General features: G+C 63.9%; 16 protein-coding genes. 9 read left to right on the forward strand and 7 right to left on the reverse strand.

What is annotated here, in order from left to right; all coding sequences use genetic code 11:
- Positions 1–20: 20 nt before the first annotated feature.
- The 4 genes from AB688_RS02460 to zur all read right to left on the reverse strand — a co-directional run bounded on the left by AB688_RS02460 (position 21) and on the right by zur (position 2887).
- The gene (locus AB688_RS02460; protein WP_063541996.1) at positions 21–728 is read right to left on the reverse strand and encodes a PA5502 family lipoprotein; all 708 of its coding nucleotides are present in this window, start codon (positions 726–728) and stop codon (positions 21–23) included.
- 128 nt (positions 729–856) lie between these two features.
- The gene (gene znuB / locus AB688_RS02465; RefSeq protein ID WP_063541998.1) at positions 857–1639 is read right to left on the reverse strand and encodes a zinc ABC transporter permease subunit ZnuB; all 783 of its coding nucleotides are present in this window, start codon (positions 1637–1639) and stop codon (positions 857–859) included.
- Positions 1632–2405 (reverse strand): zinc ABC transporter ATP-binding protein ZnuC, encoded by a 774-nt coding sequence (gene znuC, locus AB688_RS02470; RefSeq protein WP_054893359.1) that lies wholly within the window; start codon positions 2403–2405, stop codon positions 1632–1634. The genes znuB and znuC overlap by 8 nt, the downstream gene beginning before the upstream one ends.
- A complete protein-coding gene (gene zur / locus AB688_RS02475; protein WP_054893358.1) occupies positions 2402–2887 on the reverse strand; it encodes a zinc uptake transcriptional repressor Zur in 486 nt (161 codons plus the stop codon). Before zur ends, znuC begins: the two co-directional genes overlap by 4 nt.
- An 18-nt stretch (positions 2888–2905) precedes the next feature.
- On the opposite strand from zur, the gene AB688_RS02480 reads away from it, so the two are divergent.
- Positions 2906–3859 carry a zinc ABC transporter substrate-binding protein gene (locus AB688_RS02480; RefSeq protein ID WP_371105625.1) on the forward strand — a complete coding sequence of 318 codons (954 nt, stop codon included), beginning with the start codon at positions 2906–2908 and terminating at the stop codon, positions 3857–3859.
- 80 nt (positions 3860–3939) lie between these two features.
- Here the strand turns inward: AB688_RS02480 and AB688_RS02485 are convergent, their stop codons facing one another.
- The gene (locus AB688_RS02485; RefSeq protein ID WP_054893356.1) at positions 3940–4890 is read right to left on the reverse strand and encodes a homoserine kinase; all 951 of its coding nucleotides are present in this window, start codon (positions 4888–4890) and stop codon (positions 3940–3942) included.
- A 72-nt stretch (positions 4891–4962) separates the two neighbouring features.
- Complete coding sequence (locus AB688_RS02490; protein ID WP_063542000.1) at positions 4963–5250, reverse strand: DUF2782 domain-containing protein; 288 nt, start codon at positions 5248–5250, stop codon at positions 4963–4965.
- A gap of 75 nt (positions 5251–5325) precedes the next feature.
- Between AB688_RS02490 and polA the strand changes: the two genes are divergently transcribed.
- Positions 5326–8073, forward strand: coding sequence for a DNA polymerase I (gene polA / locus AB688_RS02495; RefSeq protein ID WP_063542002.1), 2748 nt, complete (start codon positions 5326–5328; stop codon positions 8071–8073).
- A 359-nt stretch (positions 8074–8432) separates the two neighbouring features.
- Here the strand turns inward: polA and yihA are convergent, their stop codons facing one another.
- Complete coding sequence (yihA, locus tag AB688_RS02500) at positions 8433–9065, reverse strand: ribosome biogenesis GTP-binding protein YihA/YsxC (protein WP_054893353.1); 633 nt, start codon at positions 9063–9065, stop codon at positions 8433–8435.
- Between the two features lie 181 nt (positions 9066–9246).
- Between yihA and AB688_RS02505 the strand changes: the two genes are divergently transcribed.
- The 7 genes from AB688_RS02505 to AB688_RS02535 all read left to right on the forward strand — a co-directional run bounded on the left by AB688_RS02505 (position 9247) and on the right by AB688_RS02535 (position 16643).
- Positions 9247–9549, forward strand: a complete 303-nt coding sequence (locus AB688_RS02505; RefSeq protein ID WP_054893352.1) for a c-type cytochrome — start codon at positions 9247–9249, stop codon at positions 9547–9549.
- Positions 9550–9580: 31 nt separating this feature from the next.
- The gene (locus AB688_RS02510) at positions 9581–10198 is read left to right on the forward strand and encodes a c-type cytochrome (RefSeq protein WP_063542004.1); all 618 of its coding nucleotides are present in this window, start codon (positions 9581–9583) and stop codon (positions 10196–10198) included.
- A 166-nt stretch (positions 10199–10364) separates the two neighbouring features.
- Positions 10365–10997 carry a thiol:disulfide interchange protein DsbA gene (dsbA, locus tag AB688_RS02515; RefSeq protein WP_063542006.1) on the forward strand — a complete coding sequence of 211 codons (633 nt, stop codon included), beginning with the start codon at positions 10365–10367 and terminating at the stop codon, positions 10995–10997.
- A gap of 11 nt (positions 10998–11008) precedes the next feature.
- Complete coding sequence (locus tag AB688_RS02520) at positions 11009–11863, forward strand: endonuclease/exonuclease/phosphatase family protein (protein WP_063542008.1); 855 nt, start codon at positions 11009–11011, stop codon at positions 11861–11863.
- A gap of 79 nt (positions 11864–11942) precedes the next feature.
- Positions 11943–14030: a GGDEF domain-containing protein gene (locus AB688_RS02525; protein WP_063542010.1), complete on the forward strand. Its 2088-nt coding sequence runs from the start codon at positions 11943–11945 to the stop codon at positions 14028–14030.
- 141 nt (positions 14031–14171) lie between these two features.
- Positions 14172–14948 (forward strand): N-acetylmuramoyl-L-alanine amidase, encoded by a 777-nt coding sequence (locus tag AB688_RS02530; RefSeq protein WP_054893347.1) that lies wholly within the window; start codon positions 14172–14174, stop codon positions 14946–14948.
- Positions 14949–15023: 75 nt separating this feature from the next.
- Positions 15024–16643 (forward strand): EAL domain-containing protein, encoded by a 1620-nt coding sequence (locus tag AB688_RS02535; protein WP_063542012.1) that lies wholly within the window; start codon positions 15024–15026, stop codon positions 16641–16643.

A 16643-nucleotide genomic window follows, 5' to 3' on the forward strand; every position in this document is an offset into this window, starting at 1 on the left:
GCGAAGATGTCGACGCTGTCTCAGCGCTGATGCGGCACCAGCACCACTTGTGCTGGCAATGCCCGCTGGATCTCGTGCTTCTGCTTCAGCACAAAGTCTGCATCGATCCGCTTCACCCGCTTCTGCAGCAGCGTCTTGAGCCACGGTGCATCCTGTGTACGTGGCACCTGGAACACCACTTCGCACTGGTAACTCACCACATCGGCGGCGATGTTATCCAGTTGCTTGCGCATGGCTGCAATGTCCGTAGTTTTCAGTGCAATCACCGTGCTCGGTGCCGCCGGGTCGATGACCCGTGCCTGTGGCTTGGATTCTGCAGCCTTCAGCGCGGCTTCAGCCTTGTCCAGCTCGGCCTGGCGAGCATGGGCGACGGCATCACCGCCGGTCAGCGCGGGTGCCTGGGGCATCAGTGCACGGGCGCGGGCCAGCGCAGTGGCGGCCGCATTGACGTCGCCTTTCTGCAGGACGATCTGGCTGCGTTGCAGGTAGGCTTCGGCGATCTGGCGCTGGTATTGCTCGATACGCGCATCGTTCGGCGACTGTGCCTGCAGGCTGGCGAGCTGGTCTTCGGCAGTGGCCAGCTCGTTGCTGGCGATGTTCTGTTGCAACTGCTGCCAGGCGTCTGGCTGCGCAGGCGCGACCGGCTGCTCGACCGGGGCACTGGAACAGGCGGCCAGTAACAGGGAAAACGCGGCAACAAGCAGATAACGGGAGGCGAACGGCTTCATTCCTGCGACTCTCTATTTGCGCAAAAAGCGAGCAAGTCTACACCCAGGTGCGCACGCTCGAAAACAAGTCTTACAGACCCTTTACGGGCGCAAAGGTTGCAGGGTGCGTCAATGCGCACCCTGAAATTTCAGCGCTTGGGCAATGCCAGGCTCAGCAAGAATAGCACTGCGGCACAGACCACGATCGATGGACCAGCAGGCGTATCCTTGAACCAGGACATCGCCAGCCCCCCGCAAACCGCTGCCACGCCCAGCAAACTGGCGCCCAGGGCCATCTGCTCTGGCGAGCGCGCGTGACGCTGTGCCGCAGCGGCCGGGATGATCAGCAGCGAGGTGATCAGCAGCACGCCGACGATCTTCATCGCCACTGCGATCACCACCGCGATCAGCAGCATCAGCGCCATACGCAGGGCCGCCACTGGCAGGCCCTCGACCATCGCCAGCTCCTCGTGCACGGTGATTGCCAGCAGCGGGCGCCAGAGCACCGCAAGCAAGCCCAGCACCAACACGCTGCCGCCGAGAATCCATGAAAGGTCGGTGGTACTGATCGCCAGCAGATCACCGAACAGGTAGGCCATCAGGTCGATGCGCACATCGTGCATGAAGCTCAGCACCACCAGTCCAAGCGACAGGGTGCTGGGTGCGAGGATGCCGAGCAGGGTGTCGGAGGCCAGCGGCTGGCGCTGTTGCAGGGTCACCAGCAGGATCGCCAGCAGCAGGCAGCCGACCGTTACCGCGAGCGTGGGGCTGACGTCCAGCACGAAGCCCAGGGCCACGCCCAGCAGCGCGGCATGGGACAAGGTGTCGCCGAAATAGGCCATGCGCCGCCAGACCACGAAGGAGCCCAGTGGGCCGGCCACCAGCGCCAGGGAAAGACCGGCAAGCAAGGCGTACAGAAGAAAATCAGCCATGCTTGCAGTGCTCTCCGTGAACATGGGCGCCAGGGGCGATCACCGCGCCGTGCAGATCGTGGCTGTGATCATGATGGTGATGGTAGACCGCAAGGCTGGGAGCGTTCTGGCCGAACAGCTCGACGAAGGCCGGGTCGTTGCTGACCTGCTCCGGGTGCCCGGAGCAGCACACGTGGCGGTTCAGACAGACCACCTGGTCGGTGGCGCTCATCACCAGGTGCAGGTCGTGGGAGACCATCAGCACACCGCAGCCATGGCGGTCGCGCAGGCGGGTGATGAGGTTGTACAGCTCGGTCTGGCCAACCACGTCGACGCCCTGTACCGGTTCGTCGAGCACCAGCAGTTCAGGCTCGCGCAGCAGCGCCCGCGCCAGCAATACCCGTTGCATCTCGCCCCCGGAGACCGTCTGGATCGGGCTGTCGATGACGTGTTCGGCGCCCACCTCCTGCAATGCCGACAACGCCGCGGCGCGATCCACGCCCGGCACCAGGCGCAGGAAACGCAGTACCGAAAGCGGCAGGGTGGCGTCTACCTGTATCTTCTGCGGCATGTAGCCGATGCGCAGGCGCGGCTTGCGCCAGACCTTGCCACTGTTCGGCTTGAGCAGACCGAGCACGGCGCGCACCAGTGTGGTCTTGCCAGCACCGTTGGGGCCGATCAGGGTGACGATCTGGCGTGGTGCTACCGACAGGTCGATGCTGTCGAGCACCGCTTCGCCGCCAAAGGTGACGCCGACCTGCTCCAGGCGGATCAGCGCGTCGCTCATGCGGCGCCCCGGCAGTTACTGCAAAGGCCGACCACTTCGACGGTCTGGGTGTCGACGGCAAAGCCCACGGCCTTGGCACTGGCGACGATGGCGCCGCTGATGCTCTCCTGCTCCAGTTCGATGGCCACGTGGCATTCGCGGCAGATCAGGAACTGGCCTTGGTGCTTGTGTTCAGGGTGGCTGCAGCCGATGAAGGCGTTGAGCGAGGCGATGCGGTGCACCAGGCCGTTCTCGAGCAGGAAGTCCAGGGCGCGGTACACGGTCGGTGGTGCGGCGCGGCGGCCGTCCTGTTCGCTGAGCACGGCGAGGATGTCGTAGGCGCCCAGCGGTTTGTGGCTTTGCCACACCAGCTCCAGCACACGGCGGCGCAGCGCGGTCAGGCGCAGACCCTGGCGGACGCACAGGGCGTCGGCTTCGGCCAAGGCGCTGTGGACGCAATGGGAATGATCGTGGGGACGGTGAGCCAGCGGCGTGATTGACATGGGCGGCGACGGTTATCGATGGAGACGTTATTATGTTACCTGTTTCTGACGAGCCGAGTATCCACTGTGTCCCGATTCCTTGCTCTCTTTGTCGCTTTCATCACCTTCTCGGCCCAGGCCGACGTGCGTGTGCTGACCAGCATCAAGCCCCTGCAGCAGATCGCTGCCGCGGTTCAGGACGGTGTCGGCAGCCCCGAAGTGCTGCTGCCGCCCGGCGCCTCGCCGCACAACTACGCCTTGCGCCCGTCCGACGTACGGAAGGTGGGCGATGCCGACCTGCTGTACTGGATCGGACCGGACATGGAGAGCTTCCTGCCGCGCGTGCTGAAAAACCGCAGCAAGCCGACCATCGCCGTGCAGACGTTGGCGGACATGAAGCTGCGTCGTTTTGGCGAGGACAGCCACTCGCATGAAGAAGACCACGACGATCACGACCATGACCACCAGCCGGGGTCGCTCGATGCGCACCTGTGGCTGTCATCGGTCAATGCCCGGGTGATTTCGGCGAAAATGGCCAGCGACCTGGCGGCGGCGGATCCGGCCAATGCGGCGCGCTATCAGGCCAACCAGAAGGCCTTCGTCGAGCGTCTGGACGCGCTCGACCAGCGGATCAAGGCCCGTGTGGCAGGCATTGCCGGCAAGCCTTACTTCGTGTTCCACGAAGCGTTCGATTATTTCGAAGCCGAGTACGGGCTGCGTCATACCGGCGTGTTCAGCGTCGCCGCCGAAGTGCAGCCGGGTGCCCAGCATGTCGCGGCCATGCGCAAGCGTCTGCAGGAAGTTGGCCCGACCTGCGTGTTCAGCGAGCCGCCGATCCGCCCGCGCCTGGCCGAAACACTGGTGGCCGGGCTGCCGGTGACCTTGGCGGAGCTGGATGCACTGGGTGGGAACGATCCGGTGGATGGCAAGGGCTACGAGCGTTTGCTGGAGAAGCTGGGCAACGACCTGGTGGGTTGCCTGGAGCATCTCTAGCGGCTGACCCGGCCCTATCGCGGGGCAAGTCGCAGCGGCGAACCGCCGCTGCGACTTGCCCCGCGATAGGGCCGCCGCGCTTACAGCGCAAACGGCAACTTCAAAGCCACCTGCTGACGCTGCACCAAACGCACCTCGAACTCGCTCGGATCATGGATCGTCACGTCCATGCCGGCGAAGTCCCGCGCCGCGATCAGGCGCGACAGCCAGAAGCGTACGCAACCCACGCGCAGCATCACCTGCCACAGCTCTGCCTCGGCCGCAGTGAACGGCCGCAGCGCCGCGTACGCCCCCAGCAGCGCCTGGGCGCGCGGCAGATCGATGCCGCCGTCGGCGTCCAGGCACCAGTCGTTGATGGTGATGGCGATGTCATACAGCATCGGCCCGGAGCAGGCGTTGTAGAAATCGATCAGCCCGGTCAGGTGGGTGCCTTCGAACATCACGTTGTCGCGGAACAGGTCGGCGTGCAGGTTGGCCCTGGGCAGTGCCAGGATCTGCGCCTTGTGCGCGGCGATTTCGTCCAGCGCCGGTTGCAGCAGCTGCGCCTGTTCGGTGCTCAGGCCCGGCAGCAGGTCGGCGCCTGAGGCCAGCATCCAGTCCAGGCCCCGATCGGTGCGGCGCTCGATGATGCGCTCGCGGGTCGCCAGGTGGATATGCGCCAACAGCTCGCCAACCTGGGCGCAGTGCTGGTTGTTCGGCGCCTTGACGTGCTTGCCCGAAAGCCGTGGCTGCAGCAGTGCCGGCTTGCCGCACAGTTCGCGCAGGCCCTTGCCGTCGCGATCGCGCACAGCGTAGGGAACGGGCATGTCGGCGTCATGCAGGACGTCGAGCAGTTCGATGAAGAACGGCATGTCTTCGGCCGGCCCCCGCTCGATCAGCGTCAGGACGAATTCCCCTTTTTCCAGGCTTACGAAGAAATTGCTGTTTTCGGTTCCGGCGGCAATGCCCTGGAAGTCGAGCAGACGGCCCAGCTCGTACGGCGCCAGAAAGGTTTCCAGCTCAGGCCGGGACACAGGGGTGAAGACTGACATGTTGAAAAGTTGCCCATACGGGCACCTCCTTGAGGAGGTGCCTGGTTGATAAGAACGATACGCGTTACTAGCTTACCATTCGAAGATTTTCCAGGACGGAATCAGCATGTCCGGCTGGTCGGATCGAATGAAATTGCCATCGGAGCCATCGGCGCGTACCAGGAAATAAGGCTTGCCGTTTTTCGGCGTGATCTTGATCGCATACAGGAAACCGTTCTGACGGTACTCCTGGATGGTTCTGTCGCCTTCCGTGCGAATGGTCACATCGGGATCTGCCGATGGGGCGTCGTCCGCCGCCAGCGTAACGACCGGCATGGTGGCCAGCAGGCTGAGCAGTAACAGGCGAATGGGTGTACGCATGATAACCTAAGTCCTTTTGTCGTCACTGATCCGGCTATTCTAGCTCCGGACCCGTCGAAAAGGTTGATTCTCCTCATGAGCCAAGCGCCTCTCGTCCTGGTGGACGGTTCGTCCTACCTCTACCGCGCCTTTCACGCCCTGCCGCCGCTGACCACCTCCAAAGGCATGCCCACCGGTGCGGTCAAGGGCGTGTTGAACATGCTCAAGAGCTTGCGCAAGCAGTACCCGGACAGCCTGTTCGCGGTGGTCTTCGACGCCAAGGGCGGCACTTTCCGCGACGCCATGTTCGCCGAGTACAAGGCCAACCGCCCGAGCATGCCCGACGATCTGCGTGTGCAGGTCGAACCGTTGCACGCCAGCGTCAGGGCCCTGGGCTACCCGCTGCTGTGCGTCGAGGGTGTCGAGGCCGACGACGTGATCGGTACCCTGGCCCGCAGCAGTGCGGCAGCCGGGCGTCCGGTCATCATCTCGACCGGCGACAAGGACATGGCGCAACTGGTAGACGGCCACATCACCCTGGTCAACACCATGACCGGCACGGTGCTCGACGTGGCAGGCGTGCACGAGAAGTTCGGCGTGGGCCCTGAGCACATCATCGACTTCCTGGCCCTGATGGGTGACAAGGTCGACAACATTCCCGGTGTTCCGGGGGTCGGCGAGAAGACCGCAGTGGGCCTGTTGACCGGTATCGGTGGCGGTCTGCGTGACCTGTACCAGAACCTCGACAAGGTTCCGGGCCTGGCCATTCGCGGCGCCAAGACCCTGCCGGCCAAGCTCGAGGAGCACCGCGACGCGGCGTTCCTGTCGTATGAGCTGGCGACCATCAAGGTCGATGTCGAGCTGGATGTCCAAGTCGATGCCCTGGTATGCGGCGAGCCGGACCGCGAAGCATTGCTGGCGCTGTATACCGAAATGGAGTTCAAGAGCTGGGTCGCCGAGGTACAGCGCGACGCCGCCCGGGAGGGTGACACCATTGCTCCGGTCGAGGAGCCTGCTGCCCAGGTCGAGGCGAAATACGAAACCATCCTCGACCAGGCGCGCTTCGATGTCTGGCTCGAGAAGCTGCGCCAGGCGCCGCTGTTCGCCTTCGACACCGAGACCACCGGCCTGGATGCCCAGCGTGCGGAGCTGGTCGGCCTGTCGTTCGCGGTCGAGCCCCATGAAGCGGCCTATGTGCCGCTGGCCCATGACTACGAAGGTGCTCCGACGCAGCTGGACCGCGACGCGGTGCTAACGGCGCTCAAGCCGCTGCTGGAAGACCCGGCCAAGGCCAAGGTCGGGCAGAACGCCAAGTACGACATCAATATCCTGGCCAACGCTTCGCTGCCGATCCAGATGCGCGGCGTGGCCTATGACACCATGCTCGAGTCCTATGTGCTCGACTCCACTGCTACGCGCCACGACATGGACAGCCTTGCGCAGAAATACCTCGACCACAGCACCATTGCGTTCGAGGATATTGCTGGCAAGGGCGCCAAGCAGTTGACCTTCAACCAGATCCATCTGGACAAGGCTGGCCCGTACGCCGCCGAAGATGCCGACATCACCCTGCGCCTGCACCACGCACTGCAGGCACGCCTGGCGAAAACCCCCAGCGTGCAGCCGGTGCTGATGGATATCGAGATGCCGCTGGTGCCGGTGCTGGCCAGAATCGAGCGCCAGGGCGCGCTGGTCGACGCTGCGCTGCTCAAGGTGCAGAGCGGTGAGCTGGGCGTGAAGATGGCCGAGCTCGAACGTCGGGCGTTCGAGCTGGCGGGCGAGGAGTTCAATCTGGGCTCACCCAAGCAGCTGGGGGTGATCCTCTATGACAAGCTGGGCATGCCGGTATTGAGCAAGACCGCCAAGGGCCAGGCTTCCACGGCCGAAGCCGTGCTAGCAGACCTGGCCGCCGAAGGCTATCCGCTGCCAACGGTGCTGATGGAATACCGCTCGCTCAGCAAGCTCAAGAGTACCTACACCGACAAGCTGCCGGAGCAGATCAACCCGCGTACCGGGCGTATCCACACCTCCTACCAGCAGGCGGTGGCCGCCACCGGGCGCTTGTCGTCCAGCGACCCGAACCTGCAGAACATTCCGGTACGCACTCCCGAAGGCCGACGCATCCGCCAGGCCTTCGTCGCCAGCCCCGGCTACAAGCTGCTGGCCGCGGACTACTCGCAGATCGAGCTGCGCATCATGGCCCACCTGGCCAAGGATGAAGGCCTGCTGCATGCCTTCCGCAATGACCTCGATGTGCACCGCGCAACGGCCGCGGAGGTATTCGGCGTGGCGCTGGAGGCCGTCACCAATGACCAGCGCCGCAGCGCCAAGGCCATCAACTTCGGCTTGATCTACGGCATGAGCGCCTTCGGTCTGGCCAAGCAGATCGGCGTCGACCGCAAGCAGTCGCAGGACTACATCGACCGTTACTTTGCCCGCTATCCCGGCGTGCTGGCCTACATGGAGCGCACTCGCACCCAGGCCGCCGAGCAAGGCTTCGTCGAGACGCTGTTCGGGCGGCGCCTGTATCTGCCGGACATCAATGCGAAGAACCCGGCCCTGCGCAAAGGCGCCGAACGCACCGCGATCAACGCGCCGATGCAGGGCACCGCGGCCGATATCGTCAAGCGCGCCATGGTCGCGGTAGACAACTGGCTGAACGACAGTGGCCTGGATGCACGGGTGATCCTGCAGGTGCACGACGAACTGGTGCTGGAGGTGCGTGAAGACCTGGTCGAGCAGGTGAAGGCCGAAATTCGCCCCTACATGAGCAACGCCGCGCAGCTCGATGTGCCGCTGCTGGTCGAGGTCGGCGTTGGTTCGAATTGGGACGAAGCTCACTAAACGGCGTGGCGAAGAGGAGTAGGATCTGTGGCGTAGTGTCGCGGATCCGCAGGCTGGGCTCCTCGCCCCCGGTTCTGAAGTTTCATGAAACTATCGCAAATAGTTTTCAAGGCTTCGGAACTAAACCGGTGAACCGGAACTCAGAGTAACTGAATGGCTGGTGAAGCCTTTCGATGCTCCTATGTTGTGTTAAGTGTTGGCAGATATCTGGACCCCGCCCTAGCGGTCCGGACTTGGACCCCGAACTTCCCCCTCCCCATATGAAGTCCGGGGTTTTTTTTGCCCGGAATTTGCCTCATGGCTGCTGGAGAAGCCTGCGGCAGCGGATCAGCCCGCCGCCACAGCGTGCAGGTGGATCTTCAAGCCACCGGCTTGTCTTCCAGCTCCATCCAGTCCGCCAAGACCCGATAGGCCTCTTCCAGCCCCTGGCGCTTGGGTGCCGAAAACAGCTGGATGGACGCCGCGTCGCCCCAGCCCTTGCGAATTTCCGACTGCACCTTGAGCAGGGTGTTCTTGCCCGCGCCGTGAGTGAGCTTGTCGGCCTTGGTCAGCAGGATGTGCATGGGCATGCCGCTGGCCTTGGCCCAGTCGAGCATCATCTTGTCGAAGTCGGTCATCGGGTGGCGCACGTCCATCAGCAGGATCACGCCGCGCAGGCATTCGCGCCCGCCCAGGTAGGCCTCCAGGTGTTTCTGCCAGTGCTGCTTGAGCGGAATCGGCACTTTCGCATAACCGTAACCTGGCAGGTCGACCAAACGCCGTTCATCGTCCAGACTGAAGAAATTCAACAGCTGGGTGCGCCCCGGGGTCTTGGAGGTACGCGCCAGGCTGGCATGGGTCAGGGTATTGAGGGCGCTGGACTTACCGGCATTGGAGCGGCCGGCGAAAGCCACCTCGTAGCCCTGGTCTTCCGGGCATTGTTCGACCTTGGCAGCGCTGAGGGCGAATTTGGCTTTCTGGCAGAGGCCGAGGATGGGGTTCTTGACTTGCATGGGATATCCGATGTGGGTGTTGCCTGATCCAGGCCGCGTTTCCGTTTGGAGGGCGGAAGTATATAATGCCCCAGTTTTTGTGTGCTCATTCTCCCAGCGAAGGAGGACGAGCATGGGGTGTCGATCACTAGCTCGCGCATCAGAACGCAGCGCGGCCCCCAACCCTGTCAGGTCGTTCCGCATGGCGAAATGGCTGCTGGCGGTCGGTATGTTCCAGCCGTTTTTCAGCGCACAGGCTACACAGGATCCCGAGGCGTTGTACAACCGCACATGTGCGGCCTGTCACGCCGGTCAGCTGCCACAGGCCCCCAGGAAGGGCGATGCGGCGGCCTGGGAACCGAGGCTGGCGCGAGGTGTGGATGTACTGGTGGCGCATGTTACCCAGGGTTTCAAGGCTATGCCGCCGCGTGGATTGTGCATGGACTGCAGTGCCGAGGACTACCGATTGGTCATCCTTTGGATGAGTGGCAGTCCCGATACATAACATTTCACCCTTAGCCGTGTTGGATTAGCTGATGAACAAACTATTCGTGAGTCTGCTGTTGACCATGGGTGTCGCAGGTGCGGCCACTGCTGCCGACCCCATCAAAGGCGATGCCGCTGCCGGCCAGGCGAAGACTGCGGTCTGTGGTGCCTGCCATAACCCTGACGGCAACAGCCTGGCGCCGAACTTCCCGAAACTGGCCGGCCAGGGCCAGCGCTACCTTGAGAAGCAATTGCACGACATCAAGTCGGGCAAGCGCACGGTGCTGGAAATGACCGGCATGCTGGCCGCCTTCAATGACCAGGACCTGGCCGATATCGCCGCTTACTTCGCCAGCCAGAAAGGCAGTGTCGGCGCGGCAGATCCCAAGCTGGTCGAGCGTGGACGTGCGCTGTTCAACGGCGGTGACCTGGAGAAAGGCATGCCCGCCTGCACCGGTTGCCACTCCCCTAACGGCGCAGGCATCGCCCTTGCCGGCTTCCCTCACCTGAGCGGCCAGCACTCGCAGTATGTCAGCAAGCAGCTCACCGACTTCCGTGAAGGTAATCGCACCAACGATGGCGATGCCATGACCATGCGCACCATCGCCGGCAAGCTGAGCAACAAGGATATCGATGCGTTGGCCAGCTATATCCAGGGGCTGCATTGAGACGAGCGTTAACACTCGGTTAATGCAACATCGCTAAACATGAAAAGGGTGGCGTAGGCCGCCCTTTTTTATGGTCCCAGCCGTTACACTACAGAACTCGAGCCCTTCATGGCCTGTCACAGCATAGGTCGTGTCGAGGCGACCATTGATTGCTCAGGAGTAAAGCATGCGTAAACTGATTCTCAGCGCTGCGCTGGTCGCCGCCAGCGTATTCGGTATGGCCGCGGTGCAGGCCGCCGAGCCTGTGGCGGGCAAGGAATATATCGAGCTGAGCAACCCGGTCCCGGTCTCGCAGCCAGGCAAGATCGAAGTCGTCGAGCTGTTCTGGTACGGCTGCCCGCACTGCTACCACTTCGAACCCACCATCAATCCCTGGATCGACAAGCTGCCGGCCGACGTCAATTTCAAGCGCGTCCCGGCCATGTTCGGCGGCCCTTGGGATGCCCACGGCCAGATGTTCCTCACCCTCGAAGCCATGGGCGTCGAGCACAAGGTTCACGCCGCGGTCTTCGACGCCATCCAGAACCAGCGCAAGCGCCTGACCGACCCGCAGGACATGGCCGACTTCCTCGCCACCCAAGGCGTGGACAAGGACAAGTTCCTCGCTACCTTCAACTCGTTCGCCATCAAGGGCCAGGTCAACCAGGCCAAGGAACTGGCGAAGAAGTACGAAATCACCGGCGTACCGAGCATGGTGGTCAACGGCAAGTACCGCTTCGACCTGGGTACCGCTGGCGGGCCGGAAGGCGTCCTGAACGTTGCCGACCAACTGATCGCCAAGGAGCGTGCCGCTAAGTAAGCGGCGCAGCCATGGCCCGCTTGCGTACCACGCGAAGTGTTGGCCTGCATCAGCCGCGGGTCAACGAACATCATCTGCAGGCCCCAGGCCTGCCGGAGGATGGTCGCCTGCGGCTGCTCAGCTTCAATATCCAGGTCGGTATCAGCACCGAGCGCTACCGCCACTACCTGACCCGCAGCTGGCAGCACCTGCTGCCGCATACCGGGCGGGCCGGCAACCTGCAGAAGATCGGCGACCTGCTCGCTGATTTCGACCTGGTTGCCCTGCAGGAAGCCGACGGCGGCAGCCTGCGTTCGGGCTATGTCAACCAGGTCGAGCACTTGGCCCAGCTCGGTGCCTTCCCCTACTGGTATCAGCAGCTCAACCGCAATCTCGGGCGTTTCGCCCAGCACAGCAACGGCGTGCTCAGCCGGCTCAAGCCCCAGCACCTTGAAGACCACCCCCTTCCCGGTCCGGCCGGTCGTGGGGCGATCCTGGTGCGTTTCGGCGAAGGCGAGGACGCGCTGATCGTGGTGATGATGCACCTGGCGCTCGGCGCCAAGACCCGTGCCCTGCAACTGGGGTATATCCGTGAGCTGATCGGCGGCTACCGCCATCAGATCCTCATGGGCGACATGAACACCCACGCCAACGACCTGCTCGAGCGCTCGCCCTTGCGCGACCTCGGACTGATCGCCCCACAGGTTGAGGCGACCTTCCCCAGCTGGCGCCCGCAACGCTGCCTTGATCACATCCTGCTCAGCCCGAGCCTGACGCTTGAACGAGTCGAGGTGCTGTCGCAGCCGATTTCCGACCACCTGCCTGTGGCGGTCGAGATCCGATTGCCGGATGCCTTGACTGTGGATACCCTGCCGGTCGTGCGCTGACACACTCAAGAGTTCGCGCTTCGCGCCGAAATCCAGTATTCACATACCCTCTGATGCTATTACCGTTGCGGATCCAGGCATGACCGACGAAGCCGAGCGCTGGAAAGAAAAATATCTAAAAAGCATCGAACGGCAGGAAAAGCTCGAGCGTCGCTGGGAAGCTCGCCTCGACCTGCTGCGCCGTGGCCTGGTCCGCAGCACGCTGGCCGCCGAGGGTAGTGACAAGGTCGTCGACCAGTGCATGAAGGAGATGCGCGAGGTCATCCGCAGTGACAGCATGGACGCGGGGCTCGCCGGGCTTATCCCACGACTGGAAAAGGCCGTGCTCGAGTCGGAGCAGCGTCGCGAAACGCGGATGAACCAGGTCAGCGATGCGCTGACCTCGCTGGTTTCCCAGTTGCAGGGGCTTGAGCTGCCCGGCGACGTTTCCCGTCCGCTCAAGAAGTTGGCCAAGAAGCTCGACGGCGGTGTCAGCCAGTCGCGTGAGTTGCCGCCGCTGCTTGGCGAGCTCAGCGGTCTGCAGGGGCGCGCGCTGTCGTCGCTGCGCAAGGCGACCGAAGAGGCCCGGCCAGGCTTCCTGCAACGCTTGTTTGGCGGTCGCGAAGAGGGTGCTCAGGCCGAAGCGCCGGAGCCGGAGCACGAACCGGCACCCTCGCGCGCAACGTCACAGAGCCAGACCGTCGAGCCAACGGGCGAACCGTTGCCTGTGCGCGAACCTGAGCCACGATCCCCAGCCCCAGCCCCAGCCCCAGCCCCAGCCCCAGCCCCAGCCCCAGCCCCAGCCTCGAGCCCAGCCTCTGCGGCACACAGCACGATCGATGCTGATGAACTGGAGCCTCTGCCTGCGGCGCCCCGCTCTGTCGAGCCCGCCCCCGAGGCCCCGGCGCCGGTTGCGCAATTGGCCGGTGCTGCCGAGACGGTGGAGCCAGTTGACGACGCCCGCGAGCCGGCGAGCATTGTCGAACCCGAGCCAGTCGCTCCTCCCGCCGAGTCCGAGCCTGTCGAGCCGGAGACCGCCGCCGACAGCACGCCAGCGGACGAAGCCCCCGCCACCGAGTCCCCGGAAGAACAACCAGTCGGTGAAGACGGCCCTTACGCCCTGCCTGATGCCGTCGAGCCGCCCTACAGCCAGGTTGCCGCGCACATCGAAGAAACCCTGATCGGCCTGCTCGACGACCTGAGCCTGCCGGAGCGCCACAAGGCCCAGGCCCTGGAAATGCGCGAGCGGGTGGCGCGCGGGCTGAACTGGTACGAGCTGATCCCGGTACTGGACGACCTGGCGGTGTTGATGCTGGCAATCAACGACAGCGGCCAGCATGAGTTCGAAGCCTACCTGCAGCAGATCAACGAGCGCCTGGAGACCTTCCACAGCCACCTGCAGGAGGCCAGCGAGGGCCACGCCGACAACAGCACTGCCGCTCGCGAGTTGGACAGTCAGCTGCGTGAACAGGTCGATGGCCTGCAAACCAGCGTCCAGGGCGCAGTGGACATCGACAGCCTCAAGCACCTGCTGGACCACCGGCTCGAGGGCCTGCTGGTCACCATGGATGACCACCAGCACGAACGCGATCGCCGTGAGCAGGAACTGGCCGGACGCCTGCAAGGCCTGGCCGAGCGAGTGGCGAGCATGGAGCAGGAGGCGCTTGGCTACCGTGAGCACTTGGAAGAGCAGCGGCAGAAAGCACTGGTCGATCCGCTGACCGGGCTGCCCAATCGCGCCGCCTGGAGCGAGCGGGTCGAGCGCGAGCTTGCCGACTGGGAGGAGAATGGCGGCCACCTGGCCATGGCCATCCTCGACCTCGATCATTTCAAACGCATCAACGACGGCTATGGCCACCTGGCTGGCGACAAGGTGCTGAAGATCGTTGCCGACCAGTTGCGCAAGCGCTTGCGCGGGCGCGACTTCATCGCCCGCTTTGGTGGCGAGGAGTTCGTCCTGCTGCTCCCCCAGACATCTCCCCCCACAGCGCTGCAGGTTGCCGAAGCGCTGCGTGCGGCGATCGAGGCCTGCCCGTTTCACTTCAAGGGCGAGCGCGTGGTGATCACCACGTCCATCGGCGTCAGCGCCTTCCGCTCCGGCGAGCGTGGCGACCAGGTGCTCAAGCGTGCGGACGAAGCGCTGTACCGCGCCAAGGACCAGGGGCGCAATCGCGTCGAGCAAGGGTAGCAAGTACCGCTACGCCAGCCCTGTTGCTTTCGACACGGGTCGTGCGCTCAGTCCGCTGAGCGGGCATCGTTGGGAATGGGTAATCGGCGATAGCACGTTATACTGTAGCGCTTATACCGACACATGACGTGCCTCCATCCGATGAAAACGTTCGCTACTGCCCTTCTCCTCATCCTGCTCGCCGGCTGCTCCAGCGGTCTGCGCATCGACCGCAGCCACACCTCGGCGAACCAGGACAGCCGCATCCAGTTCGTCGTCCTGCACTACACCAACGCTTCGCTGGAGCGCTCGCTGGCGCTGCTGACCCATGGCGAGGTCAGCAGCCATTACCTGGTTGGCGATGGCAATGCCACGGTCTACCAGCTGGTGGATGAAAGCCGCCGCTCCTGGCATGCCGGCGACAGTCAGTGGCAGGGCCGCACCTGGCTCAACTCGAGCTCGATCGGTATCGAGATCGTCAATCCCGGCTATACCGATACCCCCAGCGGACGTGTCTGGCACCCCTACAGCGAAGCGCAGATCGAGGCAGTGATCGCCTTGGTCAAGGATATCGTCCAGCGCTACAACATCCAGCCGCGCAACATCATTGGCCATAGCGACATCGCGCCTTTGCGCAAGCTCGACCCGGGGCCGCTGTTCCCCTGGAAGCGCCTGGCTGACGCAGGCCTGGGGATCTGGCCGAACGCTGCCTCCGTGGCGCGCCAGCAGGTGTATTTCGAGGCCAATCCACCGAGCCCGCTCTGGTACCAGCAACAATTGGCCCGCTTCGGCTATGCCATCGAGCAGACTGGCGAGCTGGATGTCTCGACCCGCCATGTGATCGCCGCTTTCCAGATGCATTTCCGCGCGCAGCGCTTCGACGGCATGCCCGATGCGCAGACCGCGGCAATACTGCAGGTGCTCAACAGCATGCGGTGAATCAGGACCGCCTATCGCACCGCGCCAACTGTTCATCCAGTTGCTATACCTTTGGTATTCAACTGGATGCCGCGCATGTCTTCGCTGATCGCCTCTGTGCGCCAAATTTTCTACCGCCCCTGGCTGTTGGCCTCTCTGGTCGCGTTGGCCAGTGCTGCGCTGCTGCTGACCGCCAGTGTCGGTGTCACCCTGCAGCAGATGAAACAGAGCGAAAGCGCGCAGATGAATGCCCGCGGCGAGCGTTTTCTCGAGCGCCTGGAGCAAGTGTTCGGTCAATTGCGCGAGGGGGTCGACCAACTGCAGACGCTGCCGATGCGCGGCTGTGATGCAGCGATGTTGTCTGCGCTGCGTCAGGTGGGCCTGAGCTACCGTTTTGTCTACGAGGCGGTCTATGTCGACGGAGACATCGCCTGCTCCAGCCGGGGTGGGGAGCAGGTCATGCGGCCCATGCGCGCACCCGACATCCAGGGGCCGACCTACAGTTACTGGCTGAACACCACCACCGAGCCGAACGAAAATCTTGCGGCGTTGATGCTGGGGCGTGGCCATTTCCTGGTGTCCACCTCACGCGGCCACCTGACCGACGTGGTCGATCTCCCGCCCGGTGGCAGCCTGCTGGTAGTGCTCGACCGCGGCAGCCGGGCGATCCCCGTGCTGGGCCCTCCCCAGCCCTGGCCACCTGCGCCGGACTGGCCGCCACCGTCACGCAAGGCGCTGATCGAGCTCAGCGACCGCCTCGTCTACCGGATGCCGACCAAGTCACCGGACTACCAACTCGTCCTCATCGCCCCCCGTGCAAGCCTGCCGCTGAAGCTCAACGGCATGCTCTGGTTGTTGTTCCCCGGTAGCCTGCTGCTCGCCTGCTGCATCGGCTGGCTGGTGCTGCAACTGATCCTGCAGCGGCGCTCGATGAGCTCGGAGTTGCAGCAGGCGCTGCGCCGTGGCGAGCTGCAGGTGCTCTACCAACCGATCTTCGAACTGGACAGCCGCCGTTGTGTCGGCGCCGAAGCACTGGTGCGCTGGCGCCGACCGGATGGCAGCCTGACCAGCCCGGAGCTGTTCATCCCGCTTGCCGAGAACACCGGGCAGATCCGCCCGATCACCGACTTCGTCCTGCAGCGGGTACTGGAGCAACTGGGCCAGTTGTTGCGGGCCAATCGGCACTTGTACATCTCGGTGAACCTGGCAGCGTGCGATGTGATGGTGCCGCGTATCGGCCGGGTCGCAGCGCGGTTGCTGGCCCAGCATCGGGTGTCCGCAACGCAGATCGCATTCGAAGTGACCGAGCGTGGCCTGATCGATGTGGTGGTGGCCCGCGACAACCTGCAGGCCCTGCGCTCGGTCGGGCATCAGGTACTGATCGACGATTTCGGCACCGGCTACTGCAGCCTGGCCTACCTGCAGACCCTGCCGGTCGATTGCCTGAAGATCGACAAGGCGTTCATCGACGCCCTGGGCCACGACGCCGCCAGCAGCGGCGTCGCCCCGCATATCATCCGCATGGCCCATGACCTGCACCTGCGGGTGATCGCCGAGGGGATCGAGTGCGAGGACCAGGCCGTGTTGCTCAACAGCGAAGGGGTCAACTATGGGCAGGGTTGGCTGTTCGCCCATCCGCTCAACGCCCGACAGTTCGCCGAGCTGATCACGCGCGGACGGCGGATGGGCGGGCGGCGGATCGATGATGAGCCTTGA

This window comes from Pseudomonas putida, assembly GCF_001636055.1.
GTDB classification, from domain to species: Bacteria; Pseudomonadota; Gammaproteobacteria; order Pseudomonadales; family Pseudomonadaceae; genus Aquipseudomonas; species Aquipseudomonas machongensis.